Origin of the sequence: Pseudomonas sp. BBP2017 (assembly GCF_003024385.1) — a bacterium.
In the GTDB taxonomy this organism is placed as follows: domain Bacteria; phylum Pseudomonadota; class Gammaproteobacteria; order Pseudomonadales; family Pseudomonadaceae; genus Aquipseudomonas.
Genome location: NZ_PVZN01000016.1, coordinates 53444 through 71764 on the forward strand (window position 1 = coordinate 53444; position 18321 = coordinate 71764).

The 18321-nt window shown below is 62.0% G+C and carries 16 protein-coding genes; 12 read left to right on the plus strand and 4 right to left on the minus strand.

The annotated features are described in order from the left end of the window. The first annotated feature begins 102 nt into the window (after positions 1-102). Genes C6382_RS18555 through C6382_RS18565 form a run of 3 tightly spaced genes read left to right on the plus strand, consistent with a single transcriptional unit; the run spans position 103 to position 2728 of the window. Entirely contained in the window at positions 103-885 is a 783-nt protein-coding gene (locus tag C6382_RS18555; RefSeq protein ID WP_107025816.1) for a sulfite exporter TauE/SafE family protein, read from the plus strand. A 14-nt stretch (positions 886-899) separates the two neighbouring features. Beyond that, positions 900-1709, plus strand: a complete 810-nt coding sequence (gene lgt / locus C6382_RS18560; RefSeq protein WP_107025817.1) for a prolipoprotein diacylglyceryl transferase — start codon at positions 900-902, stop codon at positions 1707-1709. A 47-nt stretch (positions 1710-1756) separates the two neighbouring features. Continuing rightward, the gene (locus C6382_RS18565) at positions 1757-2728 is read left to right on the plus strand and encodes a thymidylate synthase (RefSeq protein WP_107025818.1); all 972 of its coding nucleotides are present in this window, start codon (positions 1757-1759) and stop codon (positions 2726-2728) included. Between the two features lie 114 nt (positions 2729-2842). Here C6382_RS18565 and cadR read toward each other — a convergent pair whose 3' ends face one another. After that, positions 2843-3286 (minus strand): Cd(II)/Pb(II)-responsive transcriptional regulator, encoded by a 444-nt coding sequence (cadR, locus tag C6382_RS18570; protein ID WP_107025819.1) that lies wholly within the window; start codon positions 3284-3286, stop codon positions 2843-2845. 82 nt (positions 3287-3368) lie between these two features. On the opposite strand from cadR, the gene C6382_RS18575 reads away from it, so the two are divergent. The 7 genes from C6382_RS18575 to C6382_RS18605 all read left to right on the plus strand — a co-directional run bounded on the left by C6382_RS18575 (position 3369) and on the right by C6382_RS18605 (position 12217). After that, positions 3369-5603, plus strand: coding sequence for a heavy metal translocating P-type ATPase (locus C6382_RS18575; protein ID WP_107025820.1), 2235 nt, complete (start codon positions 3369-3371; stop codon positions 5601-5603). Positions 5604-5610: 7 nt separating this feature from the next. After that, the gene (locus C6382_RS18580) at positions 5611-6480 is read left to right on the plus strand and encodes a LysR family transcriptional regulator (RefSeq protein ID WP_107025821.1); all 870 of its coding nucleotides are present in this window, start codon (positions 5611-5613) and stop codon (positions 6478-6480) included. 111 nt (positions 6481-6591) lie between these two features. Continuing rightward, a complete protein-coding gene (locus tag C6382_RS18585; protein ID WP_107025822.1) occupies positions 6592-7656 on the plus strand; it encodes a putative 2-aminoethylphosphonate ABC transporter ATP-binding protein in 1065 nt (354 codons plus the stop codon). A gap of 1 nt (position 7657) precedes the next feature. Continuing rightward, positions 7658-9382 (plus strand): putative 2-aminoethylphosphonate ABC transporter permease subunit, encoded by a 1725-nt coding sequence (locus tag C6382_RS18590; protein WP_107025823.1) that lies wholly within the window; start codon positions 7658-7660, stop codon positions 9380-9382. A 41-nt stretch (positions 9383-9423) separates the two neighbouring features. Next, entirely contained in the window at positions 9424-10449 is a 1026-nt protein-coding gene (locus tag C6382_RS18595) for a putative 2-aminoethylphosphonate ABC transporter substrate-binding protein (protein WP_107025824.1), read from the plus strand. A gap of 75 nt (positions 10450-10524) precedes the next feature. Next, on the plus strand, positions 10525-11652 hold the full coding sequence (locus C6382_RS18600) for a TIGR03364 family FAD-dependent oxidoreductase (protein ID WP_107025825.1): 1128 nt from the start codon (positions 10525-10527) through the stop codon (positions 11650-11652). A 10-nt stretch (positions 11653-11662) separates the two neighbouring features. Next, positions 11663-12217: a phosphonate degradation HD-domain oxygenase gene (locus C6382_RS18605; RefSeq protein WP_107025826.1), complete on the plus strand. Its 555-nt coding sequence runs from the start codon at positions 11663-11665 to the stop codon at positions 12215-12217. Here the strand turns inward: C6382_RS18605 and C6382_RS18610 are convergent. Together C6382_RS18610 and C6382_RS18615 are read right to left on the minus strand one after the other, a co-directional pair. Then, on the minus strand, positions 12200-13564 hold the full coding sequence (locus C6382_RS18610; RefSeq protein ID WP_107025827.1) for a GTPase/DUF3482 domain-containing protein: 1365 nt from the start codon (positions 13562-13564) through the stop codon (positions 12200-12202). The genes C6382_RS18605 and C6382_RS18610 overlap by 18 nt on opposite strands. Further along, on the minus strand, positions 13557-14948 hold the full coding sequence (locus tag C6382_RS18615; protein WP_178082794.1) for a DUF2868 domain-containing protein: 1392 nt from the start codon (positions 14946-14948) through the stop codon (positions 13557-13559). The genes C6382_RS18610 and C6382_RS18615 overlap by 8 nt, the downstream gene beginning before the upstream one ends. Positions 14949-15011: 63 nt before the next feature. Here C6382_RS18615 and C6382_RS18620 point away from each other — a divergent pair, with 63 nt between their 5' ends. Next, on the plus strand, positions 15012-15530 hold the full coding sequence (locus C6382_RS18620; RefSeq protein WP_107025828.1) for a dihydrofolate reductase: 519 nt from the start codon (positions 15012-15014) through the stop codon (positions 15528-15530). Between the two features lie 67 nt (positions 15531-15597). On the opposite strand, the gene C6382_RS18625 is transcribed toward C6382_RS18620, so the two are convergent. Beyond that, positions 15598-16989: an L-cystine transporter gene (locus tag C6382_RS18625; protein ID WP_107025829.1), complete on the minus strand. Its 1392-nt coding sequence runs from the start codon at positions 16987-16989 to the stop codon at positions 15598-15600. A gap of 240 nt (positions 16990-17229) precedes the next feature. Between C6382_RS18625 and C6382_RS18630 the strand changes: the two genes are divergently transcribed. Next, the gene (locus C6382_RS18630) at positions 17230-18285 is read left to right on the plus strand and encodes a phosphorylcholine phosphatase (RefSeq protein ID WP_107025830.1); all 1056 of its coding nucleotides are present in this window, start codon (positions 17230-17232) and stop codon (positions 18283-18285) included. Positions 18286-18321 lie beyond the last annotated feature (36 nt).

An 18321-nucleotide genomic window follows, 5' to 3' on the forward strand; every position in this document is an offset into this window, starting at 1 on the left:
TCTACCAAAGCGTCCGACATGATCCAGCGACTTAATGTGTCTTCACTAGAGCCACAGGCCTACCTTCCGTTACCATGCCGGACTGAATTGACGGGGGCGACAATGGAATTCGTGCTCTATTTGCTGTTGGGCGCCTGTGCAGGCGTGCTGGCCGGGCTGTTCGGCGTTGGCGGCGGCATCATCATCGTGCCGGTGCTGGTGTTCAGTTTCACCTTGCAGGGATTCGATGCTTCGGTGTTGACCCACTTGGCCGTGGGTACGTCCCTGGCAACCATAGTCTTCACGTCGATCAATGCCATTCGAGAGCACCATCGCAAGGGTGCGGTGCAATGGCCGATCTTCGTCTGGATGACCGTGGGGATCCTGGTCGGTGCCGGTATCGGCGCCAAGACCGCGTCGCTGATCCAGGGCCCGATGCTGCAGAAGATCATCGGCGTGTTTGCCCTGGTGATCGCCGTGCAGATGGCCCTGGACCTCAAGCCCGAGGCCAGTCGCAAGGTTCCCGGCAAGGTCGGGCTGACCTCTGCCGGAGGCGTGGTTGGCTGGGCCTCGGCGATTTTCGGCATTGGCGGCGGCTCGTTGACCGTGCCGTTCCTGACCTGGCGCAGCCTGCCGATGCAGCAGGCAGTGGCGACGTCGTCGGCCTGCGGCTTTCCAATTGCCGTGGCCAGCGCCTTGAGCTTCATCTGGTTGGGCTGGCACGACCCACATTTGCCCGCTCACAGCTTGGGCTTCGTGTACCTGCCGGCGCTGCTCGGGATTGCCCTGACCAGCATGTTTTTCGCCCGCTTCGGCGCGCGCCTGGCGCATAAACTGTCGCCACGCTTGCTCAAACGGCTGTTTGCTGCGCTGCTGTTCTGCGTTGGCTTGAGCTTTTTGCTTTAACGAGAGGAGTCACCATGCTGCCTTACCCGCAGATAGATCCCGTGGCCATTGCCCTGGGACCGCTGAAAATCCATTGGTACGGCCTGATGTACCTGATCGGCATCGGCGGCGCCTGGCTGCTGGCCTCGCGTCGACTGAACCGCTTCGATCCGACCTGGAGCCGAGAAAAGCTTTCGGACCTGGTGTTCTGGCTGTCCATGGGCGTGATCGTCGGCGGACGCTTGGGTTACGTGCTTTTCTACGATCTGCACGCCTACCTGGCCAACCCGGCGCTGATCTTCGAAGTGTGGAAGGGCGGCATGTCGTTCCACGGCGGCTTTATGGGCGTGATGCTGGCGGCGTTGTGGTTTGGTAAACGCAACAACAAGTCGTTCTTCGAACTGATGGACTTCGTTGCGCCGCTGGTGCCGATCGGCCTGGGTGCCGGTCGCATCGGCAACTTCATCAACGCCGAACTGTGGGGCAAGGCCACTGACGTACCGTGGGCCATGGTCTTCCCGCCGTTCAGCGATCCGGCGCAACTGCCACGTCACCCGTCGCAGCTGTACCAGTTCGCCCTGGAAGGTGTGGCATTATTCCTGATCCTTTGGCTGTACTCGCGCAAGCCGCGCCCGACCATGGCCATTTCCGGCATGTTCGCGCTGTTCTACGGGATCTTCCGCTTCATCGTTGAGTTTGTGCGGGTTCCCGATGCCCAGCTGGGCTACATTGCCTTCGGCTGGTTGACCATGGGGCAGTTGCTTTGCGTGCCGATGATCCTCGGCGGCATCGGCCTGATCTGGTGGGCCTACAACCGTAAACCCACGGCCAAGGCCGCCGTTTGATTTTCCACGGCAGGGTGATCCCCTGCCGTCTTTGCTACAGGTAAGCCATGAAACAGTATCTAGATCTGGTCCGCGACGTCATCGAAAACGGCACCCTGCAGGGTAACCGTACCGGTATCCGCACCATCAGCCTGCCTGGCGCTTCGCTGCGCTTCGACCTGCAGAAAGGCTTTCCGGCCATCACCACCCGCAAACTGGCGTTCAAGTCGGCGATCGGTGAAATGGTCGGCTTCCTGCGTGGGGTGAAGAATGCCGGCGAGTTCCGTGAACTGGGCTGCAAGGTCTGGGACCAGAATGCCAACGAAAACGCCCAGTGGCTGGCCAACCCGTTCCGCCAGGGGCATGACGACCTCGGCGAGATCTACGGTGTGCAATGGCGCCAGTGGCCGGCCTACAAGCGCATCCCGTTGAGCAACCCGGCGGCGATCGAGCTGGCGCAGAGCCAGGGCTTCCAGCAAATTGCTGCGTCTGAAGAAGACGGCGAAGCCTTCGTGGTGCTGTACAAGGCGATCGACCAGATTCGCCAGTGCATCGACACCATTCACAAAGACCCGGGCAGCCGCCGCATCCTGTTCCACGGCTGGAACTGCGCCCAGCTTGACGAAATGGCCCTGCCGCCATGCCACCTGCTGTACCAGTTCCATCCGAATGTCGAGACCAAGGAAATCTCCCTGACCCTCTACATCCGCTCCAACGACCTGGGCCTGGGTACACCGTTCAACCTCACCGAAGGCGCCGCACTGCTGTCGCTGGTAGGTCGCCTGACCGGTTACACGCCGCGCTGGTTCACCTACTTCATCGGTGATGCGCACGTCTACGAGAACCACCTGGACATGCTCAACGAACAGCTCAAGCGTGAGCCACTGGCGGCGCCGAAGCTGGTGATCAATGATCGTGTGCCGGAGTATGCCAAGACCGGCGTGTACGAGCCGGAGTGGCTGGAGAAGGTCGAGCCGAGCGACTTCAGCCTTGAAGGATACGAGCACCATGCGCCAATGACCGCACCAATGGCGGTCTGAGCCCTCCCGGCTGTAGGAGCCAGCGTTGCTGGCGATGGGCGACAGCGTCGCCCCCTTGGCCCGGCTTTGCCGGACATCGCCAGCAATGCTGGCTCCTACAGGGCATAACGTGAGTTAGTGCCCGTGGCTCCTGCCCACATGTGAATGCTCCGCCTCGGGAGCCGTCACTGCACCATTGACCTCCAGGTGCTGGAGGATCGAGCACTGCACTTCCTTGGGATGACAATGCTGACGCAGCTCCAGCAATTGCGCCTGCAACGCCTGCAACCCGTCGATTCGCGCCTTCACATGCTGGATATGCTCGTCGATCAGGGCGTTGACGCTTTCACACTGGTCGTCCGGACTGTCACGCAGGCGCAGCAGGCTGCGGATCTCTTCCAGGGTCATGTCGAGGGTGCGGCAGTTACGGATAAAGGTCAGGCGCTCGACGTGGACCTGGGTGTATAGCCGGTAGTTACCCTCACTGCGCGCAGGCTCCGGCAGCAGATTTTCCCGCTCGTAGTAACGGATGGTTTCCACTGCGCAGTCGGTGGCTTTGGCCAGTTCTCCGATCTTCATCTGAAAATACCTCGGCAGGTTGCTTGACCCTATAGTGGCTACAGGGTGTTCACTTAGCAACAGGACATTTAAGGATGAACCCATGAACCAGCCTGTCAGCCATACCCCGGGTAAAGACCCGCATGATCACGCCAGCCATAAGCATGCCCACAGCTGCTGTTCCCACGATGCTGCGCCAGCGCTGGTGCAGTTGGGTGAATCTGTCAGCGGCGATGCGCGCCTGAGCCGTTTCCGCATCGAGGCCATGGATTGCCCGACCGAACAGACGCTGATCCAGAACAAGCTGGGCAAGCTGGCGGGCGTCGAACAACTGGAATTCAACCTGATCAACCGCATCCTCGGGGTTCGGCATACCCATACCGATACCTTGACCATCGAACAAGCCGTGGCTTCGCTGGGCATGCAGGCCGAACCGCTGGCCGAGGGCAGCGAAGAACCTGCCGCGCCTGCGGCACCAGGGAAAAAGCACTGGTGGCCGTTGGCGTTGTCCGGGGTTGCGGCAATTGCCGCCGAAGGCATTCACTTCGCCGAGCTGGCGCCCTCCTGGGTGGTCGCTCTAGTGGCGCTGGTGTCGATCCTCAGTTGTGGCTTGGGCACTTACAAAAAGGGCTGGATCGCCCTGAAGAACCGCAACCTGAACATCAACGCGCTGATGAGTATCGCCGTGACCGGCGCGGTATTGATCGGCCAGTGGCCGGAAGCGGCCATGGTCATGTTCCTGTTTACCGTCGCCGAGTTGATCGAGGCACGCTCGCTGGACCGCGCGCGTAATGCGATTGGCGGGCTGATGCAACTGAGCCCGGACATGGCTACGGTGCAGCAGGCCGATGGCCAGTGGCGTGAAGTCGAGGTCAAGCAAGTGGCGCTGGGGGCGCTGGTGCGGGTGCGCCCCGGTGAGCGTATCGGCCTGGATGGCGAGGTGGTCAGTGGCCAGTCGAGCATCGACCAGGCGCCGATTACCGGTGAGAGCCTGCCGGTGGAAAAAGGCCCGGGCGATAAGATCTTTGCTGGCACGATCAACCAGGCCGGCTCTCTGCAATACCGGGTGACGGCGGCAGCTGGGCAATCGACCCTGGCGCGGATCATCAAGGCCGTTGAGGAGGCCCAGGGTGCCCGCGCGCCGACCCAGCGCTTTGTCGATCAGTTCTCGCGCATCTATACCCCGGCGGTGTTTGTCTTCGCTCTGGCCGTTGCAGTGATTCCTCCGCTGTTCATGGCAGGTGCTTGGTTCGACTGGATCTACCGCGCGTTGGTGTTGTTGGTGGTGGCTTGCCCATGCGCCTTGGTGATTTCCACCCCGGTGACCATTGTCAGCGGTCTGGCTGCGGCAGCGCGCAAAGGCATCCTGGTCAAGGGCGGGGTGTACCTGGAAGGTGTGCGCAAGCTCGACTTCCTGGCGCTGGACAAGACCGGCACCATTACTCACGGCAAGCCAGTGCAGACCGATCATTTCGTCCTTGATCCGCTGTTCGAAAATCGCGCCCAGGCGCTGGCCGCAAGCCTCGGCGACCGTTCCGATCATCCGGTGTCGCGTGCTATTTCGGTATTAGCCAAAGAGCAGCAACTGACCCTGAGTGAAGTCTCGGCGTTCGAAGCCCTGGCCGGTCGTGGCGTGCGCGGCGAAGTCGACGGTGCGCTCTATCACCTGGGCAACCATCGCCTGGTCGAGGAGCTTGGCTTGTGCTCACCGCAGCTTGAAGCCCAGCTCGATGCGCTGGAGCGCCAGGGCAAGTCCGTGGTGCTGCTGCTCGACCAGTCCGGTCCGCTGGCCTTTTTCGCGGTGGCAGACACGGTCAAGGACAGCAGCCGCGAGGCGATTGCCGAACTGCATGAGCTGGGGATCAAGACTGTCATGCTCACCGGCGACAATCCCCATACTGCTCAGGCCATTGCCGCCCAGGTCGGTATCGACCAGGCCCATGGCAACCTGTTGCCTGCCGACAAACTCAAAACCATTGAGGACCTGTACGCTCAAGGACATCGGGTCGGCATGGTCGGCGACGGTATCAATGACGCCCCGGCACTGGCCCGCTCGGAGATCGGCTTTGCCATGGCCGCAGCGGGCACTGACACGGCGATCGAGACCGCCGACGTCGCGCTGATGGACGATGACTTGCGCAAAATCCCGGCGTTCGTCAGGCTCTCGCGTCAGACCGCAGCGATCCTGACCCAGAACATCGTGCTGGCGCTGGGGATCAAGGCGATCTTTCTGGCGGTCACCTTCGCCGGTATGGCGACCATGTGGATGGCGGTGTTCGCCGATATGGGCGTGAGTTTGCTGGTGGTCTTCAACGGCCTGCGCCTGCTGCGAAAATAGAGGAAGTATGTTGAGTTCCGAGTTGAAAGCCTTCTACATGGTTGCCCGCCTGGGCAGCATTACCCTGGCGGCGAAGAAACTCGGGCTCAGCCAGCCGACCGTGACCACACAGATCCGCAACCTGGAAAGCCAGTACGCGGTGGAGCTGTTTTACCGTGGCGGCCGGCGCCTGACCCTCAGCGATGACGGTGCGCGGCTGCTGCCGATGGTCAAGACCCTGCTGCAGCAGGAAGCCGACATTGAGTTCTTCCTGCGCAACAGTGGTCAGGGCCAGGGCAGATTGCGCATTGCCGCCACTGCGCCGTATTACATCCTCGATCTGGTGAAAATCTTTCGCGAGCGCTTGCCGCAGGTTGAAGTCTCGGTGGAAATCGGCAATTCCCAGCAGGTGCTGGAACTGTTGGAAGACTATCGCGTGGACCTGGCGGCGTCCTCGCAACTGCTGGAGGACGCACGCCTGGTACGCCGGGTGCTGGGTACCGATCCGTTGGTGGTGGCGGTGCACCGCAATCATCCATTGGCCAGCCGAGAATCGCTGCCGCTGTCGGCGCTGGCAGGGCACTGCCTGCTGGTGCGTGAACAAGGCTCGACCACACGTAAATTGACCGAGCAGATGCTTGAAGAAGCTGGGGTCAAGGTAGGTTCGATTCTGGAGATTGGCAGCCGTGAGTCGATTCGTGAAGCAGTGTTGCGCAATATCGGCATCAGCATCATTGCCCGTCATGAAGTGCCGCATAACCCGGAGTTGCGGGTGTTGAGCCTGGACAATGCGCCAGTGATGCATGAATACCTGTATTGCCTGAAGGAGCGGCGCCAGGCGCGGCTGCCTGCGGCTTTTCTGGGGGTGGCACAGGAAGTTTCAGCACTGGAAATCTAAAGGCAACACCAAAATCTGCCTATACCACTATCACCATCTTTTGCTTCCCAGCCACAGAACCTTCGCATTACCTCCCTAGCATGGCCCTCATTCGTTCGATGAGGTCCTGCCATGAACTCTCCAGTCGCAAACCCCGGCGCACAGATGAAAGTGCGCGGTATCCACAAGCGCTTCGGCGCCTTTACCGCCCTGCAGGATGTTTCCCTCGACATCGCCGCCGGTGAGCTGGTGTGTCTGCTGGGCCCGTCCGGCTGTGGCAAGACCACGTTGTTGCGCTGCATCGCAGGTCTCGAGCGCCAGGACCGTGGCACCCTGTACATCGGCGATCGCGACATCTCCGAGTTGCCGCCCCAGGCCCGCGACTACGGCATCCTGTTTCAGTCTTATGCGCTGTTCCCGAACCTGACGGTCGAGGCCAACATTGCCTACGGCCTGGCTGGAAGCGGCCGTGACGAGGTGCGCCAGCGTGTGGCGCAGATGCTTGAGCTGGTCGGTCTGTCCGGCAGCGAGAAAAAGTATCCCGGACAGCTCTCCGGTGGTCAGCAACAGCGTGTAGCCCTGGCTCGCGCCTTGGCCCCGGCACCTTCGTTGCTGTTGCTCGATGAGCCAATGTCGGCGCTCGATGCCCGGGTCCGTGAGCACCTGTGTACCGAGCTGCGTCAGCTACAACGCCAGTTGGGCATCACCACCCTGATGGTCACCCACAACCAGGACGAAGCCATGCTCATGGCCGACCGCATCGCGGTGATGAACAACGGTCAGGTCGAGCAATACGCCACGCCCCAAGACATCTATGACAAGCCAGCCACGCCGTTCGTGGCCGAGTTCGTTGGCCAGGGCAACTGGTTGCCGTTCCAGCGTCACAGTGACAGTCATGCGCAGGTCGGCGCGCTGAACATGCGTCTGGCCGAGGGTGCCGGTCAGGCTCGCAGCGGTCGTTTGTTCTGCCGCCCTGAAGCGATCAGCGTCAATCCGCCGGTCCATGAAGAAAACCTGTTCCCGGCACGGGTGCGCGAGATCACCTTCCTTGGTAACCGCTGCCGGATGAGTTTCGAGTTCAACGAGCTGCCGGGCCACGCCCTGCTGGCCGAAGTCGCACCCGAGTCGATGCCGCGCCTGGGCTCCCAGGATATCTGGGTCGCCCTGCCACCGCGCAGCCTGCAGGTGTTTGCCTGAGATGGCCGCGCCAATGGCCATGCCGATCGCGCAGGCGAAGGCAGCACAGCGCTCCGGCGCTTCACTGGGTGATAGATTGTTCGTGGTCGGCGGTAAATGGCTGCTGCTGCTGCTACTGACGGTCGCGGTGTTGATGCCGCTGCTGGCGATCTTCTGGCGTGGTTTCAGCAGTGATGCCGGGCAGGGCGGTGGCTTGGTTGCCGCGCGCGAATTGTTTGCCAGCGCCAACTTTCACTGGCTGCTCGGCAACAGCCTCAAAGTCTCGCTCAGCGTCGCCGCGATTGTCGTGCCGCTGGCCTACCTGTTCGCCTATGCCTTGCAACGCACGCTGATCCCCGGCAAACGTATCTGGCGTGGTATCTCGTTGCTGCCGTTGTTGGCACCTTCGATGCTGCCGGCCATCGCCCTGGTCTATCTGTTCGGCAACCAGGGCATGCTGCGCGGGCTGCTCAGCGACAACATTTATGGCTTCTGGGGCATTGTCCTCGGTGAAGCGATCTACACCTTTCCCCATGCCCTGATGATCCTGCTCTCGGCGCTGTCTCTGGCCGACGCACGTTTGTTCGATGCCGCTTCGAGCATGGGCGCCGGCCCTTGGCGCGCCTTCTACAGCATTACCTGGCCGGCCACCCGCCAGGCGGTGTTCGCCGCGTTCTGCCTGGTGTTCACCTTGACCATCACCGATTTCGGTGTGCCAGTGGTGGTCGGTGGCGACTATCAGGTGTTGGCCCTGGAGGCCTACAAGGCCGTGGTCGGGCAACAGCAATTCGGTCGCGGCGCTTTGATCGGCATGGTTCTGCTGGTGCCGGCACTGCTCAGCTTTACCGTCGATGCCTGGCTGCGTCGGCGCCAGGGTGATTCGATGAGTGGTCGCGCCCAGGTGTTCCTGCCGCAACCGTCGCGCCGTCGTGATGCCTGGTTCCTGGCGATTGTTCTGATGGTCTGCGCGGTGCTGCTGTTGGTTGTGGGCATGGCGGTGTACTCGTCGTTGGTGACCTTCTGGCCTTACAACATGACTTTGTCGCTCAAGCACTATCAGTTCGATGAAACGGCCGGTGGCGGCTGGCTGGCCTACACCAACAGCCTGACCATGGCGTTGGGCACGGCGTTGATCGGCAGCGCGGTGATCTTCACCGGTGCCTACCTGATGGAAAAGACCAAGGGCCAGCGCGCGCTCAATCTGGTGCTGCGTCTGCTCAGCTTCGTGCCGATGGCGGTACCTGGATTGGTTCTGGGCCTGGGCTACGTGTTCTTCTTCAACCTCACCAGCAACCCCCTGCACGTGTTCTACGGCAGCATGGCGCTGCTGGTGGTGTGCACCATTGCGCACTACCTGACCACCGCCAACATGACCGCGACCACCGCCCTGCGTCAGCTCGACGGCGAGTTCGAGGCGGCCGCGCTGTCGCTCAAGGCACCGCTGTACCGGCACTTTCTGCGGGTCACCGTACCGATCTGCCTGCCAGCGCTGCTGGACATCATCCGCTACCTGTTCGTATCGGCGATGACCACGGTGTCGGCGGCGATCTTCCTCTACAGCCCGGACACCATCCTTGCCGCCGTCGCTGTGTTGAACATGGACGATGCCGGCAACGTCGGTGGCGCGGCAGCGATGTCGACCCTGATCCTGCTGACCAGCGCCAGCGTATCGCTGCTCCTGGCCTGGGCCTCGCGCGGCCTCCTGCAACGTTCCCAAGCCTGGCGCCAGCGCGCACCGGGCCACTGACTGCTCTACCCAACCCTCGTACCGTTCAAAGGAACCGCATCATGTTCAAGCCACTTGCTCTTGCCGCTGCCGTCCTCACTGCGTTCAGCCTGCAGGCCGCTGCCGCCGAAACCCAGCTGACGGTCTATACCGCACTTGAAGCCGAACAACTCAAGAGCTACAAGCAGGCCTTCGAAAAGGCCAACCCGGATATCGAGATCAAGTGGGTACGTGACTCCACCGGCATCATCACCGCCAAGCTGCTGGCCGAAAAAGACCGTCCGCAGGCCGACGCAGTATGGGGCCTGGCCGCATCCAGTCTGGCGATCCTCGACCAGCAGGGCATGCTGCAAAGCTATGCACCGAAGGACCTGGACAAGATCGGCGGCAACTACCGTGATGCGGCCAATCCACCAGCCTGGGTCGGCATGGACGTCTGGGCCGCGACCATCTGCTTCAATACCATCGAAGCCGAGAAGCAGGGCCTGACCAAGCCGGTGAGCTGGCAGGACCTGACCAAGCCTGAGTACAAGGGCAAGATCGTCATGCCTAATCCGGCGTCGTCCGGCACTGGTTTCCTGGATGTCAGCGCCTGGTTGCAGACCTTTGGTGAGAAGCAGGGCTGGGCATACATGGACGGCCTGCACCAGAACATCGGCCAGTACGTTCACTCCGGCTCCAAGCCTTGCAAGCTGGCGGCGGCCGGTGAGTTCCCGATTGGTATCTCCTTCGAATACCCGGCCGTGCAGCTCAAGCGTCAGGGCGCGCCACTGGACATCGTCCTGCCGAAGGAAGGCCTGGGCTGGGAAATCGAAGCCACTGCGGTGCTCAAGGGCAGCAAGCATGAAGACGCTGCCAAGCGCCTGGCCGACTTCTCGGCAAGCCCGGCGGCGATGGAGCTGTACAAGGAAAACTTCGCCGTGCTGGCACAGCCTGGCATTGCCAAGCCGCAGACTGAACTGCCGGCAGACTACGAGCAGCGCCTGATCAAAAACGACTTTGCCTGGGCGTCGAAGAATCGCGACACCATCCTGGCCGAATGGCGTAAGCGCTATGACGGTAAGTCGGAGAAGGTAGCGCAGCAGTAAGACCGCATCGCGGGGCAAGCCCGCTCCCACCGTCTGTGGGAGCGGGCTTGCCCCGCGATCCTGAAGGAGATCCAAATGACCGATCTATTAATTGTCGGCGCCGGCATTCTTGGCCTGTCCCATGCCTACGCCGCTGCCCGGCGTGGCCTCAAGGTGCGTGTTTTTGAGCGCACGGCTACCCCACTGGGCGCCTCGGTGCGCAACTTCGGCCAGGCCCTGGTAACCGGTCAACCGCCGGGTGAAATGCTCGAACTGGCCAAGGCCAGCCGCGGGATCTGGGGGCACTGGTCGCGTCAGGCCGGCTTCGAGTTGAAGAGCAATGGTTCGCTGTTGTTCGCGCGTACTGCCCTTGAACAGGAACTGCTGGAGGCCTTTTGCGCTGAACGGGCGGTGGAGCAGGGCTACAAGGTCGAGCTGCTGGCGGGTGCAGCCCTGAACGATCTGTATGGCGGTCAGTTCCGCCATCACCGTGCGGCGTTGTGCGGCCTGGAAGACCAGCAACTGTACTCCCGTGAAGCCATCCCCACACTGATCCGCTTCCTGCAACAGGAACTGGATGTGCAGTTTCACTTCTCTACCCTGGTGCGCGATATCGAACCTGGAAAGGTCTCGACTACTGCAGGCGATTTCCGCGCCGCGCAGATCGTGGTGTGCTCCGGGCATGACTACCAGACCCTGCTCGCCGAGCCCATCGCCAAGCTACAACCGCAGGTTTGCCGCTTGCAGATGTTGCGTGCCCGGCCGCGTTTCAAGCTGGACCTGCAACACGCGCTGCTGACGGGGCTCAGTTGCGTGCATTACGGCGCCTTCGCCGATCTGCCTCAGGCTCAGGCCCTCAAGGCGCAATTGCACAGCGACAGCCCGCAGCTGATGGCGCATGGCATTCATTTGCTGATCAGCCCCACACCCCATGGCGAGCTGATCATCGGCGACTCGCATGCTTATGGCAGCGATGCCACTCCGTTCAATGCCGAGCAGATCGACAACTGGATGATCGAACTGGCCGAGCACACCCTCGGTGGACGTATCGAGGTGGTCGAGCGCTGGCAAGGCGTCTATGGTTCTGGCGGACCCGGGCCGTTTTCGCTGTTGCAGGTGGCGCCAGGCATCAGCGCCGCGCTGATGCACAGCGGCGTCGGCATGAGCGTCGGTCCGGCCCTGGCCGAGCGGCATGTCGCTCACCTGCTCAACGAAAGCGCTTGAGGGGATAACCATGAGAACGGCCGAACAGGTTGTCAGCGAGATCTTCGCCCTGTACCAGCAGCATGGTGATGAGGATTACATCGGCGAGCCGGTGTCGCAGCTGGAGCACATGTCCCAGGCAGCGCAGCTGGCCCTGGACGAAGGTTTCGATGATGAAGTGGTACTGGCGGCGTTCTTCCATGACATCGGCCATATCTGTGGTGGCGCCGAAGGGGACATGGGCGGCTACGGCGTGGTCAGCCACGAGCAGGTCGGCGCCAACTACCTGCGTCGTTGCGGTTTCAGTGAGCGGTTGGCGAAGCTGGTGCAATACCATGTCGAGGCCAAGCGTTACCTGACCTTGCGTAAACCGGGCTATTACCAGCGTTTGAGCGAAGCCAGCCGGCGCACCCTGGCGTATCAGGGTGGGGTAATGAGCGAAGCCGAGGCGGATGCTTTCGAGCGCGATCCGTTGTGCAAGGTGAGCCTGCGCATGCGTGAGTGGGATGAGCTGGCCAAGGAGATGCACGTGCCGGTGATTGACCTGGATGTGCTCAAGGCCAAGGCCCTAAAGCTCCTGCACTAACAAGTCGATCTGCTCCTGGCGCTCAGCCTGATTGACCCGCGCCCCCGGGTTGAGCGACGACCACTGCGGATGCGCGCGCGCTTTGCTCAAAGCGTCCGGTAGCTTGCCTTCACGCCAGCTCTGCTCTTGCGGCGCGCTCAGCTTGATCCGCTCCATCGCCGCATGCCCGCGGCTGTCCAGCGCCTGAATCAACTGATGCTGACGCAGGGCCAACAGCCGTAGCACGCTGTCATCCACGCTCAGTTCGCGTTGCCCCTTGAGCTTGCCGAGCAGCCGTGAACCGTAGCTGCGCGCGGTCTGCAATGCCCCGCCGGCTATGGCTCCAGCCAGCGCCGCAGCACCCAGAGTCAAACCGCCGACCAGCAGATCGACACCGGCACCCGCCGCCGCACCTGCGGCCACTCCGCTGCCAAGGCGCACCCCCAACAGTTTGAGGGTCTCGGGGTTAAACAGGTCGTCGCCCCAGCGTCCATCCAGCAGCGGCAGTTCGCTGGCACTGGCATCGTCCTTGCGAAACGCATACAGCTTGAGCAAGGCCTCGACGCAACGTTGTTCACGTTGGCGAACTTCCTTGCGCAACGCTTCGATGGCGACCGCTTCAGCACCCGGCTCGGCCAGCACACTGCGGCGGCAGGCGGCGCAATCGAGCAGCAGCTCGGCGATCAGGCGCTTGCCACTGAGCTGGCGGGCAAGGCGCTGGGCCTGTTGGTCGTCGATCAAACGTTGCAGGGCCGGGCGGGACTTTTCCAGCATCAGCGCCAGGCTTTCATAGAGGCGGCGCTCACCATCTTCCGGAGGCGCGACACTGTCGAAACGCACCAGCGCATGCAAGCCGATCCGGGCCAGCGCTTCACGCCAGTCAGGTTCGCGATGGTCGCTGCTGGCGACAAAATTGAGCACTGGTAGCAGCGGCTTGCCGCAGCTGGCGAGGACTTCCAGCTCATCGCGGTACTTGGCCAGCACCGGTTCGCGGGCATCGATCACATACAGACCGGCATCACTGGCCAGCAACTGGCGCAGCACTTTGGCCTCCTGCTCGAAACGCTGGCGCGCTTCACTGCCCTGAAGAAAACGCTCTAGCCGTGCCGGGCCGTCGAGGCGTTCGCCCGGCCGTTCCAGGCGTTCGAGGTAGTCGAGCAGGGCAATGGCGTCTTCCAGGCCCGGGGTGTCGTAGAGCTCCAGCAGCGGTTCGCCATCCACCGACAGGCGTGCGCCTTCAACATGGCGGGTGGTGCTGGGTCGATGGGATACTTCACCAAAGCCGACATCGCGGGTCAGGGTGCGCAACAGCGACGTTTTGCCGACGTTGGTATGGCCGACCACGGCCAGTTTCAGCGGCTTAGTCATGGCCATGCTCCAGCCAGTTCAGCGGGGCGCTGTCGGCATGCTCCAGCCCCAGCTGGTCGAGTGCCTGATGCCAGTCACCGAGGCGATCGGCGTCCAGGGCCTGGCCGGGCAGGGCCTGCAACAGCCAGATGCGCGTGGCGCCGGCATTGCGCGCAAGTTCGGCGAGCAGTGCCAGGCTGCCGCGGTCTGGCGAACGTCGTGGGTCGCAGGCGATGGCCAGGCGTGCCGGCGGGAAGCGGCTGAGTTGTTCCAGTAGCTTGTTGCGCGATTCGCGGCTGTCGAGCACGCCAGCGTTGCTAACCGTGGCGGGCAGTGCGGGCGGCCAGGGGTGCTGGTCGTCCAGCTCCAGGCCGACCAGCAAGGCCCCGTCACTGTGTTCATCACCTACCCCACGGACAATCTGCGGCAGGGCTTCCGGCGCGGCATCGTTGACACCAAGGCGCTCGCTGCTGGGCATCAACGCCTCGCGCAACTGGCTGTAGCCAGGCAGGTTAAGGTCCAGCCCCAGGCGCTTGCGGCCGCTGCGCCAGCGCCACAGGCACAAGGCGGCGAGCAGCAAACGTGGAAGGATGCCGAACACCAGCAACACTCCGAGCAGCCAACTGGCCCAGGCCTGGCGGGCCAGTTCAAGAGCGGGTTGGCTGTCGCCGCTGGCGCGGATCATGTCGATGTCCGGCACGTTGAAACCGAGCAGGGCAGGCAGGGCGCCGAGGGCCTGGGTCAGTCCGACAAAGGTGTCGGCGCCGAGAATGGTAGTCTCCCAGACGAAACCGTAACGCCGGGTAGCGAGCAGAACCAGCAGCATCAGCAGCGCTGTGGCCAGGGCCACCAGCCACAGGCTATGAACCAGTAGCCCAAGCAGCCAGCGGTTGAGTTTCTGGCGTTGTAGCAGTACCAACAGTGCGGGCGCCAAATGCGCGGCCTGGGCATCACGGGCGAACTTCTCGCTGAGCCACAACCACAGTTTGCCCAGGGTTGCGCCTTGCTCCCCCGCGAAGAAAAAACCCATGGCCCACCCTGCGAGCAACAACAGGTTCAAGCCAAGCAGGCTACCCAGCGCCCAGAACACATTCACCGGACGCTGGCTGTCGCCGAGGGCGGCCAGGGCCAGGCCGGCGCCGCTGCAGATCGCCAGCACCAGCAACAGCGCCAGTGCCAGCCGCGCACCATGCTTCCAGTGCTGCAGGGCGCTGCGCATGCCGTCGCGGTCGGCCAGCCACAAGGCGCGCTGTTCGATGCGCGTTGGCAGGTCGCCGCCCAGTTGCCGGGCACAGCGATTGGCTTGCTGATCCTCCAGGGGCCCTGCATGTTCCTCGCGCAGGCGTACCGCCTCAGTCAGCCAGCGTTTGTCCAGGTCAGTCAGTGCAGTCACGCGGTCTTCCATTGATCAAGTCAGCCCAAAGCATAACCCAGGCATCGACGATCGGGCTTTGCTATCCTCGCCAGCATGAAAACATCACTTCCCCTCAGCCTGATCGCGGCGCTCGCCGAGAACCGTGTGATCGGCATCGACAACAGCATGCCCTGGCACCTGCCGGGGGATTTCAAGTATTTCAAGGCCACCACCCTGGGCAAGCCAATCATCATGGGGCGCAAGACCTGGGATTCGCTGGGCCGGCCATTGCCTGGGCGTTTGAACCTGGTGGTCAGCCGCCAGCCCGGGCTGCAGCTTGACGGTGCCGAAGTGTTTGCTTCGCTCGATGAGGCGATGGTGCGTGCCGAGCAGTGGGCGCTGGAGCAGGGTGTCGATGAGCTGATGCTGATTGGTGGCGCGCAGCTGTATACCCAAGCCATTGAGCGTGGTCTGGCCGATCGGCTGTACCTGACGCGGGTTGAGCTGAGCCCGGAAGGGGATGCGTGGTTCCCTGAGTTCGATGCGGCGCAGTGGCGGCTGGCGTCGAGCCAGGAGAATCCGGCGCAGGGAGAGAAGCCGACGTATCACTTCGAGATCTGGGAAAGGATCTAAGAACGCTTCGCCGGCAATGCCGGCTCCTACAGGGCGCGGTAGGAGCCGGCGTTGCCGGCGATAAAACTCAGGAATGCGACAGCTGCGCATGCTCCTGAGCCTCAAGCACTGACTTGTCAGTCTGCTTGAGCATCTGGCTGGTAATCGCCCCCGCCGTGATCGAGCCATTCACGTTCAACGCCGTACGACCCATGTCGATCAGCGGTTCAACCGAGATCAGCAAGGCCACCAGTTCCACCGGCAAGCCCATGGCCGGCAGCACGATCAGCGCGGCGAAAGTTGCACCGCCACCCACCCCGGCCACGCCGGCCGAGCTCAAGGTTACGATAGCCACCAGTGTGGCAATCCATAGCGGATCCAGCGGGTTGATGTCCACTGCTGGCGCCACCATCACTGCCAGCATCGCCGGGTACAGACCGGCGCAGCCGTTCTGGCCGATGGTCGCACCGAACGAGGCGGCAAAGCTGGCAATCGACTGCGGAATGCCCAGGCGCAGGGTTTGCGCCTCGATGCTCAGGGGGATGCTGGCGGCGCTGGAGCGGCTGGTGAAGGCAAAGGTCAGTACCGGCCAGACCTTACGGAAGAAGCGCAGCGGATTGACGCCGCTGATCGCCAGCAACAGACCATGCACCACAAACATCAGGCCCAAGCCGATGTAAGACACCACGACGAAACTGCCAAGCTTGAGGATGTCGTCCAGGTTCGAGCTGGCCACCACCTTGGTCATCAGCGCCAGCACGCCATACGGGGTGAGCTTCATCACCAGGCGTACCAGGCGCATCACCCAGGCCTGCAGCGTGTCGATGGCGGCCAGGGCGCGATTGCCCTTTTCCGCGTCATCCTTGAGCAGCTGCAGGGCGGCCATGCCGAGGAATACGGCAAAGATCACCACACTGATGATTGAGGTCGGCTTGGCCCGGGCCAGGTCGCCCACCGGGTTGCTGGGGATGAACGACAGCAGCAGCTGCGGGATATTCAGCTCGGCGACCTTGCCCACGTAGTCGCTCTGGATCGCCTGCATCCGTGCGGTTTCGGCGGTGCCGGCGACCAGCCCTTCGGCGCTCAGGCCGAACAGGTTGGTCAGGACGATACCGATCAGCGCGGCAATCGCCGTGGTGAACAGCAGGGTGGCGATGGTCAGGAAGCTGATCCTGCCCAGCGACGAGGCATTGTGCAGGCGGGCCACGGCGCTGAGGATCGAGGCGAAGATCAGCGGCATGACGATCATCTGCAGTAACTGCACATAGCCGTTACCGACCAGATCGAGCCAGCTGATGGTGGCCTTGAGCACCGGGTCGCCAGCGCCATAGATGGCATGCAGGGCAGCCCCGAACAGCACACCGAGGACCAGGCCGACCAGGACTTTCTTGGCCAGGCTCCAGTTGCCATGACGGGTTTGTGCCAGACCTAGCAGCAATGCCAGGAACGCCAGCAGATTGAGTGACAGCGGCAGATTCATTGAAGCTCCAGAGAAAAAGCGGGGCATCGCCTCTGTGTGCGATTGCGAACAGAAATGCTAACAGCATGAAAACGAACGAATTTATATCAAAAGGTAATTTGTATAGTCGTTTTTGGAATATAGGCGTGTCGCAAATGGCATGTACAACGCCGCTGAGGAGTGTGTTGGCGTCGTTGTCAGGTCGTACTCAGCTCTTTGCTTTGGCTAGCTTGGGCGAGCCTCTTTTCTGGAGAAATGCACATGATGTCTGCTCCGAAAGTTTTCGCCGCCGGCCTGGCGCTGCTGTTGGCCGGTCAAACCTGGGCCAGCGAACTCAAGCATTGGCCTGCTGATGCGGCCAAGCAGCTGGACACGATGATTGCGGCCAATGCCAACAAAGGCAATTACGCAGTCTTTGACATGGACAACACCAGCTACCGTTTCGACCTTGAAGAGTCGCTGCTGCCGTTCATGGAAAACAAGGGTTTACTCAGCCGGGAAAAGCTCGATCCATCGTTGAAGCTGATGCCATTCAAAGACACTGCCGAACACAGGGAGAGCCTGTTCAGCTACTACTACCGGCTCTGCGAAATCGACGACATGGTCTGCTATCCCTGGGTCGCCCAGGTGTTCTCCGGCTTCACCCTCAAAGAGCTCAAGGGCTATGTCGATGAACTGATGGCTTCGGGCAAGCCGATCCCCAGTACTTATTTCGAGGGTGATCAGGTCAAGACCATCGAGGTGCAGCCGCCGAAAGTCTTCACTGGCCAGACCGAGCTGTTCAACAAGCTGATGGCCAATGGTATCGAGGTGTATGTCATGACCGCCGCGTCCGAGGAACTGGTGCGCATGGTCGCCTCTGATCCAAAATACGGCTACAACGTCAAACCGCAGAATGTCATTGGTGTCAGTTTGCTGCTCAAGGACCGCGAGAATGGCGCCCTGACCACCGCGCGCAAACAGATCAGCGCTGGCCGCTATGACCCGCAGGCCAACCTGGACCTGGAACTGACGCCTTATCTGTGGACCCCGGCAACCTGGATGGCGGGCAAGCAGGCAGCCATCCTTACCTACATCGACCAATGGAAGAAGCCGGTGCTGGTCGGTGGCGATACCCCCACCAGTGACGGCTATATGCAGTTCCACAGTGTCGATGTCAGCAAAGGGGGCATTCACCTGTGGATAAATCGCAAAGCCAAGTACATGGATCAGCTCAACGGCATGATTGCCCAGAACGCGGCAGCTCAGGCCAAAGAGGGCTTGCCGGTGACGGCGGACAAGAACTGGGTGATCGTTACCCCTGAGCAGATTCAATAGGAACCCTGTGTGCGGGCTTGCCCCGCGATGCTGTTT

Coding starts and splice junctions, on each gene's coding strand:
- C6382_RS18630 (WP_107025830.1), top strand. CDS start 17,230: ATGATGTCTGCTCCGAAAGTTTTCGCCGCCGGCCTGGCGCTGCTGTTG.
- C6382_RS18620 (WP_107025828.1), top strand. CDS start 15,012: ATGAAAACATCACTTCCCCTCAGCCTGATCGCGGCGCTCGCCGAGAAC.
- C6382_RS18610 (WP_107025827.1), bottom strand. CDS start 13,564: ATGACTAAGCCGCTGAAACTGGCCGTGGTCGGCCATACCAACGTCGGC.
- C6382_RS18555 (WP_107025816.1), top strand. CDS start 103: ATGGAATTCGTGCTCTATTTGCTGTTGGGCGCCTGTGCAGGCGTGCTG.
- C6382_RS18595 (WP_107025824.1), top strand. CDS start 9,424: ATGTTCAAGCCACTTGCTCTTGCCGCTGCCGTCCTCACTGCGTTCAGC.
- C6382_RS18565 (WP_107025818.1), top strand. CDS start 1,757: ATGAAACAGTATCTAGATCTGGTCCGCGACGTCATCGAAAACGGCACC.
- C6382_RS18625 (WP_107025829.1), bottom strand. CDS start 16,989: ATGAATCTGCCGCTGTCACTCAATCTGCTGGCGTTCCTGGCATTGCTG.
- C6382_RS18590 (WP_107025823.1), top strand. CDS start 7,658: ATGGCCGCGCCAATGGCCATGCCGATCGCGCAGGCGAAGGCAGCACAG.
- C6382_RS18605 (WP_107025826.1), top strand. CDS start 11,663: ATGAGAACGGCCGAACAGGTTGTCAGCGAGATCTTCGCCCTGTACCAG.
- C6382_RS18600 (WP_107025825.1), top strand. CDS start 10,525: ATGACCGATCTATTAATTGTCGGCGCCGGCATTCTTGGCCTGTCCCAT.
- C6382_RS18575 (WP_107025820.1), top strand. CDS start 3,369: ATGAACCAGCCTGTCAGCCATACCCCGGGTAAAGACCCGCATGATCAC.
- lgt (WP_107025817.1), top strand. CDS start 900: ATGCTGCCTTACCCGCAGATAGATCCCGTGGCCATTGCCCTGGGACCG.
- C6382_RS18615 (WP_178082794.1), bottom strand. CDS start 14,948: ATGGAAGACCGCGTGACTGCACTGACTGACCTGGACAAACGCTGGCTG.
- cadR (WP_107025819.1), bottom strand. CDS start 3,286: ATGAAGATCGGAGAACTGGCCAAAGCCACCGACTGCGCAGTGGAAACC.
- C6382_RS18580 (WP_107025821.1), top strand. CDS start 5,611: ATGTTGAGTTCCGAGTTGAAAGCCTTCTACATGGTTGCCCGCCTGGGC.
- C6382_RS18585 (WP_107025822.1), top strand. CDS start 6,592: ATGAACTCTCCAGTCGCAAACCCCGGCGCACAGATGAAAGTGCGCGGT.